At 53.8% G+C, this 19,002-nt stretch carries 15 protein-coding genes and 1 pseudogene; 11 read left to right on the top strand and 5 right to left on the bottom strand.

Going from position 1 to position 19,002, the window contains the following annotated elements; all coding sequences use genetic code 11:
- Positions 1–94 precede the first annotated feature (94 nt).
- Both znuB and znuC read right to left on the bottom strand, forming a co-directional pair.
- Complete coding sequence (znuB, locus tag ACOTX7_RS22475) at positions 95–880, bottom strand: zinc ABC transporter permease subunit ZnuB (RefSeq protein WP_006811034.1); 786 nt, start codon at positions 878–880, stop codon at positions 95–97.
- Positions 877–1,632, bottom strand: coding sequence for a zinc ABC transporter ATP-binding protein ZnuC (znuC, locus tag ACOTX7_RS22470; protein WP_006811033.1), 756 nt, complete (start codon positions 1,630–1,632; stop codon positions 877–879). Before znuC ends, znuB begins: the two co-directional genes overlap by 4 nt.
- 77 nt (positions 1,633–1,709) lie before the next feature.
- Between znuC and znuA the strand changes: the two genes are divergently transcribed.
- From znuA to lpxM, 3 genes are all read left to right on the top strand, one after another.
- Positions 1,710–2,654 carry a zinc ABC transporter substrate-binding protein ZnuA gene (znuA, locus tag ACOTX7_RS22465; protein WP_047354229.1) on the top strand — a complete coding sequence of 315 codons (945 nt, stop codon included), beginning with the start codon at positions 1,710–1,712 and terminating at the stop codon, positions 2,652–2,654.
- Positions 2,655–2,669: 15 nt separating this feature from the next.
- Positions 2,670–3,989 (top strand): murein DD-endopeptidase MepM, encoded by a 1,320-nt coding sequence (mepM, locus tag ACOTX7_RS22460; protein ID WP_221256139.1) that lies wholly within the window; start codon positions 2,670–2,672, stop codon positions 3,987–3,989.
- A 117-nt stretch (positions 3,990–4,106) separates the two neighbouring features.
- Positions 4,107–5,078, top strand: a complete 972-nt coding sequence (lpxM, locus tag ACOTX7_RS22455) for a lauroyl-Kdo(2)-lipid IV(A) myristoyltransferase (protein ID WP_047354227.1) — start codon at positions 4,107–4,109, stop codon at positions 5,076–5,078.
- 43 nt (positions 5,079–5,121) lie between these two features.
- Here the strand turns inward: lpxM and pyk are convergent, their stop codons facing one another.
- Both pyk and ACOTX7_RS22445 read right to left on the bottom strand, forming a co-directional pair.
- A complete protein-coding gene (pyk, locus tag ACOTX7_RS22450; protein ID WP_006811029.1) occupies positions 5,122–6,564 on the bottom strand; it encodes a pyruvate kinase in 1,443 nt (480 codons plus the stop codon).
- 114 nt (positions 6,565–6,678) lie between these two features.
- Positions 6,679–7,548, bottom strand: coding sequence for a MurR/RpiR family transcriptional regulator (locus ACOTX7_RS22445; protein WP_003859769.1), 870 nt, complete (start codon positions 7,546–7,548; stop codon positions 6,679–6,681).
- A 356-nt stretch (positions 7,549–7,904) separates the two neighbouring features.
- Here ACOTX7_RS22445 and zwf point away from each other — a divergent pair, with 356 nt between their 5' ends.
- The 8 genes from zwf to ACOTX7_RS22405 all read left to right on the top strand — a co-directional run bounded on the left by zwf (position 7,905) and on the right by ACOTX7_RS22405 (position 18,808).
- Positions 7,905–9,380 (top strand): glucose-6-phosphate dehydrogenase, encoded by a 1,476-nt coding sequence (gene zwf / locus ACOTX7_RS22440; RefSeq protein WP_221256138.1) that lies wholly within the window; start codon positions 7,905–7,907, stop codon positions 9,378–9,380.
- Between the two features lie 234 nt (positions 9,381–9,614).
- Complete coding sequence (edd, locus tag ACOTX7_RS22435; protein WP_006811026.1) at positions 9,615–11,426, top strand: phosphogluconate dehydratase; 1,812 nt, start codon at positions 9,615–9,617, stop codon at positions 11,424–11,426.
- Positions 11,427–11,465: 39 nt separating this feature from the next.
- On the top strand, positions 11,466–12,107 hold the full coding sequence (kdgA, locus tag ACOTX7_RS22430) for a bifunctional 4-hydroxy-2-oxoglutarate aldolase/2-dehydro-3-deoxy-phosphogluconate aldolase (RefSeq protein ID WP_006811025.1): 642 nt from the start codon (positions 11,466–11,468) through the stop codon (positions 12,105–12,107).
- Positions 12,108–12,485: 378 nt separating this feature from the next.
- Positions 12,486–14,999 carry a type VI secretion system Vgr family protein gene (locus tag ACOTX7_RS22425; protein WP_221813074.1) on the top strand — a complete coding sequence of 838 codons (2,514 nt, stop codon included), beginning with the start codon at positions 12,486–12,488 and terminating at the stop codon, positions 14,997–14,999.
- On the top strand, positions 14,996–17,110 hold the full coding sequence (locus ACOTX7_RS22420; protein ID WP_221813076.1) for a T6SS effector phospholipase Tle3 domain-containing protein: 2,115 nt from the start codon (positions 14,996–14,998) through the stop codon (positions 17,108–17,110). The genes ACOTX7_RS22425 and ACOTX7_RS22420 overlap by 4 nt, the downstream gene beginning before the upstream one ends.
- Before the next feature lie 9 nt (positions 17,111–17,119).
- A complete protein-coding gene (locus tag ACOTX7_RS22415) occupies positions 17,120–17,827 on the top strand; it encodes a T6SS immunity protein Tli3 family protein (RefSeq protein WP_221813078.1) in 708 nt (235 codons plus the stop codon).
- 3 nt (positions 17,828–17,830) lie between these two features.
- On the top strand, positions 17,831–18,538 hold the full coding sequence (locus ACOTX7_RS22410; RefSeq protein ID WP_221813080.1) for a T6SS immunity protein Tli3 family protein: 708 nt from the start codon (positions 17,831–17,833) through the stop codon (positions 18,536–18,538).
- A gap of 12 nt (positions 18,539–18,550) precedes the next feature.
- Entirely contained in the window at positions 18,551–18,808 is a 258-nt protein-coding gene (locus ACOTX7_RS22405) for a PAAR domain-containing protein (RefSeq protein WP_221813082.1), read from the top strand.
- Between the two features lie 14 nt (positions 18,809–18,822).
- On the opposite strand, the pseudogene ACOTX7_RS22400 reads toward ACOTX7_RS22405, so the two are convergent.
- Positions 18,823–19,002 (bottom strand): annotated as a pseudogene (locus ACOTX7_RS22400) (hypothetical protein); the annotation flags it as partial.

The raw sequence follows: 19,002 nt of genomic DNA, 5'->3' as shown, positions 1-19,002 counted from the left end.
GGGGCGAGGGGATGGTTCACTGCTCGCATTAATTTGTGGGGATCCCTCAGCCCCGTGGGAGAGGGCCAGGGTGAGGGCATCAGCGCCCTCGATGTTAATTCGCGGTCTTTTTCATCATACTGAAAATAAACAACACCGCCGCGCACAATACCACCGACGGCCCCGCTGGCGTGTCATAAAACGCCGAGAAGGTTAACCCGCCCGTCACCGCAATCATTCCGATAATCACCGCGATACCGGCCATTTGTTCCGGCGTACGGGCAAAACGACGCGCCGTGGCGGCAGGGATAATCAACAGCGACGTGATGATCAGCGCGCCGACAAACTTCATCGCTACGCCGATGGTTAACGCCGTCACCAGCATCAACAGCAGCTTCACGCGCTGAAGCTTCACGCCGTCGACAAAGGCCAGATCCGGGCTGACGGTCATTGCCAGTAAATTCCGCCACTGCCACAGCAGGATCCCGAGCACCACCGCCACGCCAATGGCAATGGAAATCAGATCTTCGGGCGTGACGGCCAGCAGATCGCCGAACAGATAGGCCATCAGGTCCACGCGGATATTTGACATCAGGCTAACAACGACCAGACCCAGCGACAGGGCGCTGTGCGCCATAATGCCGAGCAGGGTATCAATCGCGAGGTGAGGGCGTTTTTCCAGCCAGACCAGACCGGCGGCCAGCAGCAGCGTGACGACAATCACCGCATAAAACGGGTTCACGTCCAGCAACAAACCAAACGCGACACCCAGCAATGAAGCATGGGCCAGCGTATCGCCGAAATAGGACATTCTGCGCCACACGACAAACGAGCCGAGTGGACCCGCGGCGCAGGCGAGCATAATCCCGGCCAGCCAGCCGGGCAGTAACAGTTCAATCATGAGTGTCCGTTTCCCCGACGCAGGACAATTCGTCCCTGTAAATCATGGCGGTGATTGTGATTATGGCGATAAATACCCAGCTGTTCGGCGCCGCGATGGCCAAACATGGAGATAAATTCCGGGTGCATTGACACCACTTCCGGCGTGCCGGAACAGCAAATGTGATGGTTCAGGCACAGCACTTCGTCGGTTTTCGCCATCACCAGATGCAGGTCATGGGATACCATCAGCACCGCGCAGTTAAGCTCCCGACGGAGCTGGTCGATCAAATCGTACAGCGCAACCTGGCCGTTGACGTCGACACCCTGCGTCGGCTCGTCCAGCACCAGCAGCTGAGGGCTGCTGAGCAGGGCACGGGCAAGCAATACGCGCTGGGTTTCACCGCCCGACAGTTTTTGCAAAGGCGCATCAACAAGATGACCCGCCTGAACGCGTTTCAGCGCCGGGAGGATATCCGCTTTACGCGTACCGGGACGCAGGCGCAGGAAGCGGCTCACCGTCAGGGGCAGGGTGGCATCGAGGTGTAATTTTTGCGGCACATAGCCGATACGCAATTTGTCTTCGCGGACGATAACGCCTGCGTCAGGGGCGACCAGGCCTAATACGACGCGCACCAGCGTCGATTTGCCTGCACCGTTAGGGCCGAGCAGCGTGAGTATTTTGCCGGGCTTCAGATTCAGCGACACGTCAGAAAGGACACGGCGTTGACCGAATGAGACCGAAACATTTTCAAGAGAAACTAAAGTCGTCATGTCAATTTAAGCTTGCAGAAGTCATCGAATGTTATAATATCACATTCCACGCACTCATTACGATGATTAGTCGCATTATGTTACAGAAAAATACGCTTCTTTTCGCAGCTTTATCCGCTGCACTTTGGGGTACAACCGCACAAGATGTTAACGCCGCCGTTGTCGCTTCGCTTAAACCGCTTGGATTTATCGCCTCTGCCATCGCGGATGGGGTAACAGAGACCCAGGTTCTGCTGCCTGACGGGGCTTCCGAGCATGATTATTCCCTGCGACCGTCTGATGTAAAACGCTTACAGAACGCGGACTTAGTCGTCTGGATTGGTCCTGAGATGGAAGCGTTCATGCAAAAGTCAGCCAGACAGCTTCCCGAAGAGAAACAGGTGACCATTGCCGGGCTGTCCGGCGTGAAACCGTTGCTCATGAAAGGGGCTGAGGACGAGGGTGACGAACACGACCACGAACATGCTCACGATGAAAAAGGTGACGACCATCACCATCACGGCGAGTACAACATGCATCTCTGGCTCTCCCCAGAGATAGCGCGGCTTACAGCGGTTGCAATCCACGACAAATTAGTGGAACTTATGCCGCAAAGTCGAGTCCAACTCGACGCCAACCTGAAGGATTTTGAGGCTCAATTAGCCGCAACCGACAAACAGGTGGGTAACGAGCTCGCACCGCTTAAAGGAAAAGGGTACTTCGTTTTTCATGATGCCTACGGCTATTACGAAAAACATTACGGTCTGACCCCGCTGGGGCATTTTACCGTCAACCCTGAAATTCAGCCTGGTGCGCAGCGTTTACATGAAATCAGAACACAGTTGGTTGAGCAAAAAGCGACATGCGTTTTTGCTGAGCCACAGTTCAGGCCAGCGGTCGTAGAAGCCGTGGCCAGGGGAACATCCGTGCGCATGGGAACCCTTGACCCGCTAGGTACGAACATCCAGTTGAGCAAAGCGAGCTATTCGCAGTTCCTCAGCCAACTGGCGAATCAGTATGCGAGCTGCCTGAAAGGAGATTAACGAGGAAGTGAATACGTGCAACAGATAGCCCGCTCTGTCGCCCTGGCATTTAACAATCTGCCTCGACCCCACCGCGTTATGCTGGGGTCGCTTACAGTTCTCACATTAGCGGTCGCCGTCTGGCGGCCCTATGTTTACCACCCGAGTTCTGCCCCTATCATCAAAACTATCGAACTGGAAAAAAGCGAGATCCGCTCTCTGCTGCCTGAGGCCAGCGAGCCTATCGATCAGGCCGCTCAGGAAGATGAAGCTATTCCCCAGGATGAACTGGATGACAAGATCCAGAATGAAGCTGGCATTCATGAATATGTCGTTTCCACTGGCGATACGCTGAGCAGCGTCCTGAACCAGTACGGTATCGACATGGGCAACATCAGCCAGCTTGCCGCATCCGACAAAGAGTTGCGTAATCTGAAAATTGGTCAGCAACTTTCCTGGACCTTAACCCCTGACGGCGATCTGCAACGTCTGACCTGGGAGATATCCCGTCGCGAAACCCGCACCTACGATCGCACTGCAAACGGTTTCAAAATGACCAGTGAAATGCAGCAAGGCGACTGGGTTAACAGCGTCATGAAAGGGACCGTAGGCGGCAGCTTTGTTTCCAGCGCACGCGATGCTGGCCTGACCAGCGCTGAAATCAGTTCGGTGATCAAAGCCATGCAGTGGCAGATGGATTTCCGCAAACTGAAAAAAGGCGATCAATTCTCTGTCCTGATGTCCCGCGAAATGCTGGACGGCAAACGTGAGCAGAGCCAGCTGGTGGGCGTTCGTCTGCGTTCCGACGGCAAAGACTACTACGCCATTCGCGCGGAAGACGGTAAGTTCTATGACCGCAGCGGTACGGGTCTCGCAAAAGGCTTCCTGCGCTTCCCAACGGCTAAACAGTTCCGTGTCTCCTCCAACTTCAACCCGCGTCGTCTGAACCCGGTAACGGGTCGCGTAGCGCCGCACCGTGGCGTTGACTTCGCCATGCCGCAGGGTACGCCAGTGCTGGCCGTAGGGGATGGTGAAGTGGTCATGGCGAAACGCAGCGGTGCTGCGGGCTATTACGTTGCTATTCGTCACGGTCGTACCTACACCACCCGCTACATGCACCTGCGTAAACTGCTGGTCAAACCGGGCCAGAAAGTGAAACGCGGTGACCGCATCGCGTTGTCCGGTAATACTGGCCGTTCAACAGGCCCGCACCTGCACTATGAAGTGTGGATCAACCAGCAGGCGGTTAACCCGCTGACGGCGAAACTGCCGCGCACTGAAGGGCTGACCGGGAAAGATCGCAAAGATTACCTGGCGCAGGTGAAAGAGGTTATGCCGCAGCTGCGCTTCGACTAAGCTCACCTGATTTAAAAAGCCGGCGTCAGTGTGCGCCGGCTTTTTCTTTTGTACGCGGACGGCTGCCTCGCTACACTATCTGAATATATTTTTGCGTCACCAGACCCTGGAAACCGCATGGAAACCAAAAAAAACAATATTGAGTACATTCCCGAGTTTGAAAAATCCTTTCGCCACCCGCGTAACTGGGGCGCCTGGCTTGGCGTATACGCGTTTGCTGGCATGGCGTTGCTACCTGCCTCCCTCCGCGATCCGGTGCTCGGTACCGTGGGGCGTATTGCAGGCCGCGTAGGTAAAAGCGCACGACGCCGTGCGCAAATAAATCTGTTGTACTGTTTCCCGGATAAAAGCGACGCCGAACGCGAAGCGATTATAGATGACATGTACACCACCGCGCCGCAGGCCATGGCGATGATGGCGGAACTGGCGCTGAAGGGGCCTGAGAAGATCGTCGAACGCGTTGACTGGAAAGGGCTGGAGATCATCGACGAGATGCGTCGCAATGATGAAAAGGTGATTTTCCTGGTGCCGCACGGGTGGGGGGTCGATATTCCGGCAATGTTAATGGCCTCGCAGGGCCAGAAAATGGCGGCGATGTTCCATAATCAGGGAAACAAAATCTACGATTTTGTCTGGAATACCGTGCGCCGTCGCTTTGGTGGACGTTTGCACGCCCGAAACGATGGCATTAAGCCTTTCATTCAGTCGGTACGTCAGGGGTACTGGGGCTACTATCTGCCCGATCAGGATCACGGCCCTGAACACAGCGAGTTTGTCGATTTCTTCGCGACCTATAAAGCGACATTACCCGCGATTGGTCGCCTGATGAAAGTCTGCCGCGCCCGCGTGATCCCACTGTTCCCGGTTTATGACGGTAAAACGCATCGCCTGAGCATTGAGGTCCGTCCGCCGATGGACGATCTGCTGACCGCAGACGATTACACCATTGCGCGCCGTATGAATGAAGAGGTGGAAGTGCTGGTGGGGCCGCATAAGGAGCAGTATACGTGGATCCTGAAGCTGCTCAAAACACGTAAACCGGGCGAAACGGAGCCGTACAAGCGTAAAGAGCTTTTCCCGAAGAAATAGAAAACCTTTATCCCTCTCCCCAGAGGGGAGAGGGGATCGGATCTTACTCTACGGTCAATACGCGGGTGGTGTTGGTTGAGCCGATGGTGCTCATCACGTCACCCTGCGTCACGATAACGATATCACCGGACACCAGATAACCTTTGTCGCGCAGCAGGTTCACGGCATCGTGCGCAGCGGCCACGCCGTCATTGGTGCTGTCGAAGTAGACTGGCGTCACGCCGCGATACAGCGCCGTCAGGTTCAGCGTACGCTCGTGACGGGACATGGCGAAGATCGGCAGACCGGAGCTGATGCGGGACGTCATAAGCGCGGTACGGCCAGATTCGGTCATGGTGATGATTGCCGTGACCCCTTTCAGGTGGTTGGCTGCGTACATCGCAGACATCGCAATCGCTTCTTCCACATTGTCGAACTGAATATCCAGGCGGTGCTTGGAGACGTTAATGCTTGGGATTTTCTCCGCCCCCAGGCAGACGCGCGCCATGGCGGCCACGGTTTCCGCCGGATACTGACCCGCAGCGGTTTCTGCTGACAGCATCACCGCGTCAGTACCATCCAGCACGGCATTTGCCACGTCCATGACTTCCGCACGGGTTGGCATCGGATTCGTGATCATGGATTCCATCATCTGGGTAGCGGTGATCACCGCCCGGTTCAGCTGACGCGCGCGACGGATCAACGCTTTCTGGATGCCGACCAGTTCAGGGTCGCCAATTTCCACGCCCAGGTCCCCACGGGCAACCATCACCACGTCAGACGCCAGGATCACGTCGTCCATCGCGTCCTGATCGCAGACCGCTTCAGCGCGTTCAACTTTCGCAACGATTTTCGCATCGCAGCCTGCATCGCGCGCCAGGCGGCGAGCATAGTTCAGATCTTCGCCGCAGCGCGGGAAGGAGACGGCCAGATAATCCACGCCGATCTGCGCTGCGGTCACGATATCCGCTTTGTCTTTTTCGGTCAGCGCTTCAGCAGACAGGCCACCGCCGAGTTTGTTGATGCCTTTATTGTTAGAGAGCGGGCCGCCGACGGTCACTTCGGTGAACACCTTCATACCCTGAACTTCCAGCACTTTCAGCTGTACGCGTCCATCGTCCAGCAGCAGGATGTCGCCAGGCACAACGTCAGCAGGCAGACCTTTATAGTCGATACCCACTTTTTCTTTATCGCCTTCACCTTTGCTCAGGTTGGCATCCAGCAGGAATTTGTCGCCGATATTGAGGAAGACTTTGCCTTCTTTAAAGGTCGATACGCGGATTTTTGGACCTTGCAGGTCACCGAGGATAGCAACGTGGCGGCCCAGTTTAGCTGCGATTTCACGCACTTTATCGGCACGTAATTTATGGTCTTCTGGCGTACCGTGAGAGAAGTTCATACGCACCACGTTGGCACCCGCGGCGATAATCTTTTCGAGGTTATTATCGCGGTCGGTGGCCGGGCCTAAGGTGGTGACGATTTTGGTTCTGCGAAGCCTTCTGGACATGTAATACTCCGTTGACTGAAACAACTTTGGTGTTGCGTGAACATAGAATCGGCCTTCATCTATCGCAAGGCAGTAGCGAGAGGACCGAATGCCGTAAAACGTACATCGTAGTTATTAGGGAACATCGCTCTTTATAAGCAATTCTTTATCAAAACGCGATTCTTTCAGGGCTTCCTTGACCCGCTTCAAGTTATCCCGGAATTTTGCGCCCCGGCGTAAGGTAAAACCGGTCGCCAGCACGTCGATGACCGTCAGCTGCGCCAGGCGCGAGACCATCGGCATGTACATGTCGGTGTCCTCTGGTACGTCCAGGGTAATGGCCAGCGTCGCTTCCCGGGCCAGCGGCGTGCCTGCCGTCGTCAGGGCGATGACCATCGCATCGTTATCACGCGCGAGCTGCGCCAGCTCCACCTGGCTCTTGGTACGGCCCGTATGGGAGATGAGTACCACGACATCATCTTCGCTACAATTCATACAGCTCATGCGTTGCAGCACAATGTCATCGGAGTAAATCACCGGCACGTTGAAGCGAAAAAACTTATTCATGGCGTCATGCGCCACGGCAGCGGATGAGCCAAGGCCAAAGAAGGCAATCCGTTTGGCCTGCGTGAGCAGATCGACCGCGCGATTCACTGAACTCATGTCCAGAGACTGGCGAACATGGTCCAGCGTAGCCATTGCCGATTCAAATATTTTCGCGGTGTAAGCATCAACGCTGTCGTCTTCATCGACATTGCGATTAACATACGGGGTGCCGTTTGCCAGACTTTGTGCCAGATGCAGTTTAAAATCAGGAAAGCCGCGCGTGTCCAGACTACGACAGAATCGATTGACCGTCGGTTCGCTGACGCCCGATTCCTGTGCCAGAGCGGCGATGCTTGAATGAATCGCCTGCGCGGGCGCGGCGAGAATAACTTCAGCCACTTTGCGCTCGGATTTGCTAAGGTGTTCCAGTTGAAACTGGATTTTTTCCAGCATGTTCATTGTTAACAAGACGCTCATGAGGGCATAAACGATTTCATAAAGAGATGAAACCTTGATTCGATTTAGCCGATATTACTCCCGGGACTCCCGAAAGGGTAATCGTCGACAAGAAATGTTGTTGTTTTTTTTCATTACTTGATCGACGTCGGGTTTTGCTCCGACGCAGTTGCGCAAAGAATCGACGTTTGTTGCGTCATCAGACGGGCGTAATGGCCCGGGCGACGAAAAATCACCGTATCGCACGTGACGTTAAGCGCTAATGGTTTCAGGAAACACGTAAAAGCAGTACAGTGCATTGTAATAAAATTACAACGATACCTGGCAGAGTACCAGGCGATCTAACTGAGGAGAATGACATGGCGGTAACGCAAACAGCCCAGGCATGTGACCTGGTCATTTTCGGCGCGAAAGGCGATCTTGCACGCCGAAAATTGCTGCCTTCCCTGTATCAGCTGGAGAAAGCGGGCCAGATCCATCCCGATACCCGAATTCTTGGGGTAGGGCGCGCCGACTGGGATAAGGAGGCTTATACCAACGTCGTGCGCGAGGCGCTCGAAACGTTCATGAAAGAGAAAATCGATGAGAGCCTTTGGGATAAGCTGAGCGGGCGTCTCGATTTCTGCAACCTCGACGTCAACGATGTAGGCGCCTTTACCCGTCTGGGTGAAATGCTCGACCAGGAAAATCGCGTCACCATCAACTATTTCGCGATGCCGCCAAGCACCTTCGGCGCCATCTGCAAAGGTCTGGGCGAAGCGAAGCTGAATGCCAAACCGGCGCGCGTGGTGATGGAGAAACCGCTGGGTACGTCGCTGGCAACCTCGCGTGAAATCAACGACCAGGTGGGCAAGTTCTTTGAGGAGTGCCAGGTTTACCGTATTGACCACTATCTGGGCAAAGAGACGGTCCTGAACCTGCTGGCGCTGCGTTTTGCCAACTCCCTGTTTGTGAACAACTGGGACAACCGTACTATCGACCACGTGGAAATTACCGTGGCGGAAGAGGTGGGCATCGAAGGCCGTTGGGGTTACTTCGACCAGGCTGGCCAGATGCGTGACATGATCCAGAACCACCTGCTGCAAATTCTGTGCATGATTGCCATGTCGCCACCGTCGGATCTGACCGCCGACAGCATTCGTGATGCCAAAGTGAAGGTGTTGAAATCACTGCGCCGTATCGACCGCTCCAACGTGCGTGAGAAAACCGTGCGCGGCCAGTACACCGCTGGTTTTGCCCAGGGGAAAAAAGTCCCTGGCTATCTGGAAGAAGAGGGCGCGAACAAGTCCAGTAACACCGAGACGTTTGTGGCGATCCGCGTGGATATCGACGACTGGCGCTGGGCCGGTGTGCCGTTCTACCTGCGTACCGGTAAACGTCTGCCAGCAAAATGCTCCGAAGTGGTGGTCTACTTCAAAAACCCGGAACTGAACCTGTTTAAAGAATCCTGGCAGGAACTGCCGCAGAACAAGCTGACCATCCGTCTGCAACCGGACGAGGGTGTGGATATTCAGATCCTGAACAAAGTGCCAGGTCTTGATCACAAGCACAACCTGCAAACCACCAAGCTGGACCTGAGCTATTCAGAAACCTTCAACCAGACGCATCTGGCCGATGCTTACGAGCGTCTGCTGCTGGAAACCATGCGCGGTATCCAGGCGCTGTTCGTCCGCCGCGATGAAGTGGAAGAGGCATGGAAGTGGGTCGACTCCATCACCGAAGCGTGGGCTGCTGACCAGGATGCGCCAAAACCGTATCAGGCGGGAACCTGGGGACCGGTCGCCTCCGTTGCGATGATCACCCGCGATGGCCGCTCCTGGAACGAGTTTGAGTAGATCTCTTCTCTAGCCCAAAGGTGTTATTTTACCGGTAACATGATCTAACACAGCAAGTGGCATAATTTTTAATCTTTTAAGCTCCGCGTGGATTCACCCGCGGAGCTTTTTTTATTACACTCCCCTTAGATATTTTGCCCCTGTGCTCCGGATACCAGGCGTTTCAGCGTTGTTACCAATCGTCAGAAACTGTGTAATCTCCCGAGCCTAGACAGATAAATTAGAGGAGCTTTTATGAATCCGACATTGTTACGCGTAACACAGCGCATCGCTGAACGCTCGAAAGAGACCCGTGCTGCCTACCTTGCCCGCATCGAACAGGCGAAGAGTGAAACTGTCCACCGCTCACAGCTGGCCTGCGGGAATCTGGCCCACGGCTTTGCGGCCTGCCAGCCTGGTGATAAAGACGCGCTGAAAAGCATGTTGCGTAACAATATCGCCATCATTACCTCCTATAACGACATGCTCTCTGCCCACCAGCCTTATGAGGTCTACCCGTCTATCATCCGCAATGCGCTGCACAGCGTGAACGCGGTAGGTCAGGTCGCAGGCGGCGTGCCTGCCATGTGTGACGGCGTAACCCAGGGCCAGGACGGTATGGAACTGTCGCTGTTGAGCCGCGAAGTGATCGCCATGTCGGCGGCGGTTGGCCTGTCGCACAATATGTTTGATGGCGCGCTCTATCTGGGCGTGTGCGACAAAATCGTCCCGGGGCTGGTGATGGCTGCGCTGTCGTTTGGTCATCTGCCGGCGATTTTTGTGCCGTCAGGCCCAATGGCAAGCGGTCTGCCAAACAAGGAAAAAGTGCGTATCCGCCAGCTTTACGCTGAAGGGAAAGCGGATCGTCAGGCGCTGCTGGAAGCGGAGGCCGCGTCCTACCATGCGCCGGGCACCTGTACATTCTACGGTACGGCCAACACCAACCAGATGGTGGTGGAGTTTATGGGGATGCAGCTGCCTGGCTCATCGTTCATCCAGCCTGATGCGCCACTGCGTAAAGCGCTGACCGAAGCCGCGGCCCGGCAGGTGACGCGCCTGACCGGTAACGGCAACGAGTGGATGCCAATGGGCAAAATGGTGGATGAAAAAGTCATCGTCAACGGCATTGTCGCTCTGCTGGCGACCGGCGGTTCAACCAACCACACCATGCACCTGGTCGCGATGGCGCGCGCGGCGGGCATTCTGATCAACTGGGATGACTTCTCTGATATCTCCTCCGTGGTGCCGCTGATGGCGCGTCTGTACCCGAACGGTCCGGCGGACATCAACCACTTCCAGGCCGCGGGCGGCGTGCCGGTGCTGATGCGCGAACTGCTGAAAGGCGGCCTGCTGCATGAGGATGTCAACACGGTGGCGGGCTTTGGCCTGCATCGCTATACCCTTGAGCCATGGCTGAACAACGGTGAGCTGGACTGGCGCGAAGGGGCGAGCGATTCGCTCGATCCGCAGGTCATCGCCACCTTCGAACAGCCGTTCTCTCCTCACGGCGGCACTAAAGTGCTGAGCGGTAACCTTGGGCGTGCAGTCATGAAAACCTCTGCCGTGCCGGAAGAGAATCAGGTTATCGAAGCCCCGGCGGTGGTGTTTGAAAGCCAGCACGACGTTTTACCTGCCTTTGACGCGGGCCTGCTTGATAAAGACTGCGTAGTCGTGGTGCGTCATCAGGGACCAAAAGCGAACGGAATGCCAGAATTACATAAACTTATGCCGCCGCTTGGTGTATTATTGGACCGCCGTTTCAAAATTGCGCTGGTGACCGATGGACGCCTCTCGGGTGCATCCGGTAAAGTGCCTTCAGCGATTCATGTCACACCGGAAGCCTACGACGGCGGCCTGCTGGCGAAAGTCCGTGATGGTGACATGATCCGCGTTAACGGTCAGACAGGCGAGTTAACCCTGCTGGTGGATGAAGCTGAGCTGGCGGCGCGTCAGCCCCATATTCCTGACCTGAGCGCATCGCGCGTGGGTACCGGACGCGAAATGTTTGGTGCGTTGCGTGAAAAACTCTCCGGTGCGGAGCAGGGCGCAACCTGTATTACGTTTTAAGACGACTTGATTTTAACGATCTGGCGAGAGAAAACTCTGATGAAAAACTGGAAAACAAGTGCAGAAGCAATCCTGACCACTGGCCCTGTCGTGCCGGTGATTGTGGTAAACAAACTGGAGCACGCTGTCCCAATGGCGAAGGCGCTGGTGGCGGGTGGCGTTCGTGTTCTGGAAGTGACCCTGCGTACTGCCTGTGCGATGGACGCGATCCGCGCTATCGCCAAAGAAGTGCCGGACGCGATCATCGGTGCAGGTACGGTTCTGAATGCGCAGCAGCTGGCAGAAGTGACCGAAGCGGGCGCGCAGTTTGCCATCAGCCCGGGCCTGACTGAGCCCCTGCTGAAAGCCGCAACCGAAGGTTCGATTCCGCTGATCCCAGGTATCAGCACCGTTTCTGAACTGATGCTGGGCATGGACTACGGCCTGAAAGAGTTCAAATTCTTCCCGGCTGAAGCGAACGGCGGCACCAAAGCGTTGCAGGCGATTGCGGGTCCATTCTCCCAGGTGCGTTTCTGCCCAACGGGCGGCATCTCTCCGGCCAACTACCGTGACTACCTGGCGCTGAAAAGCGTACTGTGCATCGGCGGCTCCTGGCTGGTTCCTGCGGATGCGCTGGAAGCGGGCGACTGGGATCGCATCACTAAACTGGCTCGCGAAGCGGTAGAAGGCGCGAAACAGTAAGCGATTCACAGTGAGAAAAACGGGCCATTTGGTCTGATGCTGGTCACTCTATGTGACCAGCAACTCTGCGTTATTTTTCATCCCCCCGATACGGTGTTCCTGCCAAAGCTACAATACAATTTATTTGTCTCCGCAAAAAATCTTTTCCCGGTACGCAAGGCTCTTATCACTCATCATAATTAAATTATCTACGCCCTATATATTGAATTAATCAGTTATAAATTTATTTGTGGTGAAGTTATTTGATGTACTTTTATTTGTTTCATGAATGATATTGTTTTAGCGAATTAATTTAAGGTGAAGTTGGGTGTTTTAATGGCTGGGCGATGGGTGTATTGTTTTTAATAAACATTTTGTTTGTTAAAGGAATATCTAACGATGAGAGGGAAATCCGAGGCGGCTCAGCGGCAGGATACATTAAATCGGTATTTATTGTATTTTCCACGTAGCAAAAATGTTATTTCTGATGTTCATTCTTTTACAGGAAAAGAGATATTAAACGAGCCTTATCGCTATACCATTCGTTTTACCAGTCCGGATCAAAACATTGCCGTTGATACCGTCCTCAATCAGAGGGCTGAGTTTATTCTGCGTGCACCCAATCTGGAAGCCTCATGGCATGGGCACACCGCCTGGCTGCCGGTGCGCCAGATTAATGGCACGATCACCCAATTTTCCCGCCTGATGTCTTCTGGTGACGAAGCACTGTATGAATGCGTGCTCGAGCATGAACTGGCGCTGCTGGATCAAAACTATCGTTCAGCGGTGTACATGAATATGGCTGTCCCGGAACTCGTTACAAAGCTGATGAAGGACAGTGGTCACTTTGAAGGCTACAACATCGATTTTGACCAACTGAGCCACAGCTACCCGCGCCGGGAAATGATTGTTCAGTGGAAAGAAACCGATTTGCGGTTCATCCGTCGGCTACTGGCAGAGATAGGGATCTGGTTCCGTTTTGAGAATCACAACAAAGTGAAAACGGAAACCGTCGTTATTTTTGGGGATTCTGCTCGTCGTTATAACGTCAGTGACAAACAAATGCCTTATGTCCGACATTCAGGTATGACCAGTTATAACGAATACATTACCGATCTTGAGGAACAGCACGGCCTGATCCCAAAAAAGGTCTTGGTTCGCACCTACAACTACCGTGACCCGCAATCTCCGCAGACGGAAAGAGCAATTCAGACGAGCAATATTCCCGTCGGTATAACGTCAGGCCATCACTACCACTATGCCGATCACTATCTTACTGGCGGGGATTTTCACGGCGAAGAGGCGGAAACCGCCGCATTTTACGCCCGGCTCCGTTATGAACGCCTGTTGACCGGACAGCGTGTTCTTGGTGCGACAACCAGCGATCCCGAGCTTCAGCCAGGCATTATGTTTTATCCCGCAGGGCCTGTACCTGACGGGTTTAAGTCCGGGTTTGTGATAACTGCGATGACTATCCGCGGCAGCCGTGCTGAACACTATCGCGCCGTACTTTCGGGGATCCCCTGTCTCCACGGCTATAGCTTCCGTCCTGAATACTTATCCCGGCCTGTGATAGCCGGAACGGTGCCCGCCAGAGTGATGGCTATCGGGGGAGATAAAACCTATGCCGGACTTGATGCGGTTGGGCGCTACCGGGTTAAGTTCGATTTTGACCTGGATGAAAAACGGGGCGGATTCGAAAGCGCCCTGGTACGCCTCGGTAGATTGTATGCCGGTGACACTTTTGGTATTCACTTTCCGCTGTTGGAGGGCACTGAAGTTGCCGTCGGTTTTGAAGGCGGCGACCCGGACAGACCCTTTATCGCGCATGTCATGCACGACGGCAGCCACCCGGATTTAGTCACAAACCGTAACGATACCCGAAACGTGATCCGCACAGCCGCGTTGAACAAGATCCGTCTCGAAGACCGTCGCGGGCAGGAGCACATCAAAATCTCTACGGAGTACGGCAAAGGTCAAGTGAGTGTGGGCCACCTGGTTGATGCTGAAGGCAAAAAGCGCGGGGAAGGCGTGGAGGCTCGCACCGACGACTGGATGGCGCTGCGTGCTGCCAAAGGCGTGATGATCACAACGGAGGCCCAGCCCCGCGCGGGGGGTAAGCAACTGGATATGACAGCGGCTATTGCACAACTTGAAAAGGCTTTGTCGCTGGCGATGACCCTGCAACAAAGTGCGCTTACGGCAGGCGCGAGTAATGTCGAAACCGATCGGCAAAATGCGCTCAACCAGACGCTGAGTCATCTCGCGGAGCCCGGTATTGTGGCATATGGCAAAAGTGGAATTGCGCACGTTACGCCGGACAGCCTGCAATTGTCAGCCGGGAAAGACCTGATTGCCACAGCGGGCGGGAATGCCAGCGTGAATATGGTGAAAAAATTCTCGCTGGCCGTAGGGGAAAAACTGTCGCTGTTTGCCCGCAAACTCGGCATCCAGATGATTGCGGGTGCCGGGGATATTACGACGCAGGCGCAGCAGGGCGAAATGCACATGTTATCGCAGCAGGATTTCACGCTGACGAGCACCGACGGGAAAATGAACGGCAGTGCCAGAAAGGGAATGCAGTTTGTCTGCGGGGGCGGCGGGATCCGTATCAGTCCGACCGGACTGGTCACCATTTTCTCGCCGACGGGCATTGAACTCAAAGCGCCGAGCCTGAAATACGACGGTGCGGAAAGTGTCTCGGTACCGACGCCATCCTTTGAGAAAGGCGCCTTTAAACTTCGCTATAAACTGCACGCTGGTGATGATCCGGAGCAAATTCTGGCAAACAAAAAATTCAGGCTGACCAGTACATCCGGTCAGGTGGTGGAAGGCGTAACGGACAGCGCCGGTCATTCGCCGCTGCTCGATGCTGACGACCTCGACAGCTATAAAATGGAGATAATGGAATGACGGAGGCGAAGACAAAACCCTACGCCCCTCGGGTGGTATCCGAAGGTGATATTCCGGTACACAAAACCCTTGGCGAAGTCGCCCAGACGCGTAACGTGGCGGTGCCGCGCCCGATGCCTGGCATTGTGATCCTCGTCCATGGCGTGAACGATGTGGGTGAAGCCTACCGGAATCAGGAGAAGGGAATACTGGTCGGGTTAGGTAAGCGACTTAACAGGCAGGATTTTTACGCCCACGAATGGAAAGACTACAGAATTATCACTCCCGGACGTTCCCCCATCATCCCGTTTTACTGGGGGTATAAACCGGTTACGCATGATGACTACCGGGCGGACCAGAAGCGCTACCGGGAAGAGGTCGGGAAGCTGAGTGACAAAGCACATCTGCCCTATGATGCGTACCAGGAAGATAACGAGACGAATAAAAAGGCGCTGGGTAATGACGGGAAAGGGCCGTTCCAGTACCAAAACGATAACTTTAAGAACGCACTTGATACGAATTTTTCCAAGGGTGGCGGGACGTTTGCCAACGCGACGACGACGATCCCGGATATGCTGGGCCCCGGCGCCGGTGGCTTCGGCGTTGCCGCTGCGGGATTTGCCTCGCTGCACTTCAATGATGGCGATTTTACCCATCCCATTTATGAAAACCCGCACCGAATTTATCAGTTTTTTGCCGCTCAACGGCTGGCGGATTTGATTATTCAAATTCGAAGTGAGCCGATTACGACGAAAGATGTGATTAACGTTGTGGCCCATAGTCAGGGCACGATTATTACTATGCTGGCAAATATGCTGGTGAAACAGGCCGGGTATGCCCCGGTAAATTGTGTCATTCTTAATCACTCACCGTATTCTCTTGAGTCGCGCGTGGCTGAAAATATTCAGCCGGGTTATCAACAGACCGACGACGCCAGACAGCAGACATTTAAAAATTTCTGTCGCCTGATGCATACGCAATGGAAAGGTGGCGGGAAAATGGCAGAGCGCGAATTACTGGCTCTGGAGGCCTCCTGTACCCTGCGCAAACCTTCCGATAATCCGCTGCGAACGGATGACAGATATTGCCGAAGCAACGACGGCAAAGTGTATAACTACTTTTGCCCGAACGATGGCGTCGTGTCGCTGGAGAATGTACAGGGGTTTGGCTGGCGGGGCATTCCTCAGAATATCGCCAGTGATATACCTAATCTGTTTCAGCGCGTGTTTTACCAGCATGGTGAAGTAGGAAACATCCCTGACGCTAAACCCTTTGAGCTACCACCGCGAAATGAGGGGGATGCAAAATATGCCTTTCTCACGAACGCCAGTTACAGCGCTCGCGATGTGGTAATAAACGGTGAGGAGTTACCGGAACCTTTTATTTTCAAACTCCAGGGGGAGGATAATCATCCGGATAACGATCCTAAAACCTGTGATAAACCGTATACCTATTATGTCGACCCGGAGAGCCCGGACGCCTACATTTCCTATTCCGCCAAAGCCAGCGCCATTAAGCGCACAGTAACGACAACCTTTGCTGTGAACCGCTATCAAAATATTGGCTGGCAGCCTGGTCACGTTTTATCTGCTTCAGAGCTTAAAGAAGAGAGTTTTGAACGCAAGCATGAAGTTATTTATGGTGAGGTGTCAGGTTCGCGTGATTTTCAGTTAGTTACCCTTACCTGGAAGAAAACACCGGAAGAACTGCAAGCGGAATGGCAGAAAATCGACCCGGTAGGCTACAGCCAGCACTCCTCTATTGTGATGAGCGAATTTGTACCGTCGCACGCAATGGCATTTGATTTGGCTATTGGGCAGTGCAAATCATTCGATTATCAGGCGGGGAAATTTTGGGAAGGGTTGTTACATCGTGCGGACTGGCGCGATCCGCAGAACGGCAATGCCGATGCCAGAGAATATTATCGTTCGGGAAGGTTGCCAATTGCTGAGACGAAAGACTTCATGAACAGACCTGACGAAGTGCTCCCACTGAGCACTTACGGTGTGAAAAATCAGTTTAACAAACATACCTCATTCAAGCCTTCTCACGATCAGGTTGCAGGAAATCAAGAAATGAAAAACCTCCAATGGGATATGCCAAAACCAATGAGTGACAGTCAACTGGCGTAAGGACAAAACATGAAGGGATTATGCAAAGATCTTGCGGCTATAGCTATCTTGCTGACAACTGGATGCCAGGCAAAAGAGCCACCGACGCAGATAGTTTACCGGTTTGATGATCACCGTTTTCTCGAATTGAAAGGCTGGGGCTGTGAAGGCCAGCTCTGGTATACAGATACGAAAAGGGGGATTCATTCACAGCCTTATTTTCAATTTTATCGAGTATTTACCCGTAAGTTTATTCATCCATCAGAACGATATATCTCTATTCCTAACTGGGAGGTGGATGGGTTTCATGTATCGAAAGACTATGGCGAGACATGGAAAGCCGTCGGTTTTTCCCCAGCGGGAAATGAACCAAATGGAGATAACAGAGCACCCGCAGAAGATGCAGTGTCTTTCACCGTCGTCAACGATCAGGGCTTTTTACTAACAAAACACCGGCTGTATATGTCATCAAAACCATTTGAAGACCCGCGGATTCTGCCCGGTGGGCCGGGGATCGCCTATACCGTGGACGACGGAATGGGAAATAAAGTCAGCGATACGCTGGACCCCCGTTTCCCTGGCTGGGCCTGGGGGATGGTCTACATGACTAAGCAGGGACTGAAGCACAGCACACAGCAATTTAAGGCTAACTGGCAAGATTTACCCGACAGCGTACCCGACGTGAAGGGCTACACCGGCTGGGGTCATATGCGCTGTGATATGGATGCGGGGCGATAACTGATGAAAGGATTATATACCGTTCTCGCAGCTACGTCCGTTGTGCTGGCGACCGGATGCCAGGCGAAAGAACCGCCAACGCAGGTGGTGTACCGGTTTGATGATCATCGTTATCTCGAACTGAAAGGCTGGGATTGCGAAGGGGAACTATGGTACACAGATACTCGGCGGGGTATTCATACCAGACCCGTCAGTCAATTTTATCGAATTTTCACCAAAAAATTTGTTCATCCTTCTGAACAGTATATTGCCATACCCACCTGGGACGACCCAGGAACAATCATTTCAAAAGATTATGGTAAAACATGGTCTCCACAGTTTTTTTCGGTAGGCCCTAATGAGCCCGATGGTACTAACCAACCATCCTATGAGGATATTATTTCTTTCACCGTCGTCAACGATCAGGGCTTTTTACTAACCAAACACCGGCTGTATATGTCGTCAAAACCGTTTGAAGACCCGCGGATTCTGCCCGGTGGGCCGGGTATTGCCTATACCGTGGATGACGGAATGGGGAATAAAGTCAGCGGGAAGCTGGAACCGCATTCCCCAGGCTGGGCCTGGGGAATGGTCTACATGACTAAGCAAGGACTTGAGGGCAGCACGCAGCAACTTAAGAAAAACTGGCAAGATTTACCTGACAGCGTACCCGACGCGAAGGGCTACACCGGCTGGGATCATATGCGTTGTGATATGGATGCGGGAAAATAGGGAGATAAAGCGATGAAAGGCGTCATTCGATTAAACGATCCTTTGATAAGCGGAGGAAAAGTCACTAAGGCCTCTGGTGCAGACTTTATGGGTCAGCCCGTGGCCTTAAAAGATGATCTGGTGCAGTGCCCGCTCCATAAAGGGACATTCCCAATCAACGAATGTCACCCAACCTGGACAATGCATGGCCGTGGGGTTGTGGTAGAGGGCTGTCGCGCGGCGTGTGGATGCGAAATCAAAAGTACCTTATCTGTGGCAGGAGCTTCGTAATGAGCGCGTGGTGGTTATACAAAAAACAGCCAGACACAGATACCACAGTACCTGTCGCCATGATTGTTTTCCTCTATGTGATAGTCGTCGCAACGGGCCTCGCGATCCGGGCTCTCACCTGGCCTGATCAAGAACGGCTTTGTTGAATAAATCGAACTTTTGCTGAGTTGAAGGATCAGATCACGCATCCTCCC

Source organism: Enterobacter cloacae complex sp. IR5418 (assembly GCF_049238105.1).
In the GTDB taxonomy this organism is placed as follows: domain Bacteria; phylum Pseudomonadota; class Gammaproteobacteria; order Enterobacterales; family Enterobacteriaceae; genus Enterobacter; species Enterobacter hormaechei.
This window is presented reverse-complemented; position numbering and strand designations above follow the sequence as displayed.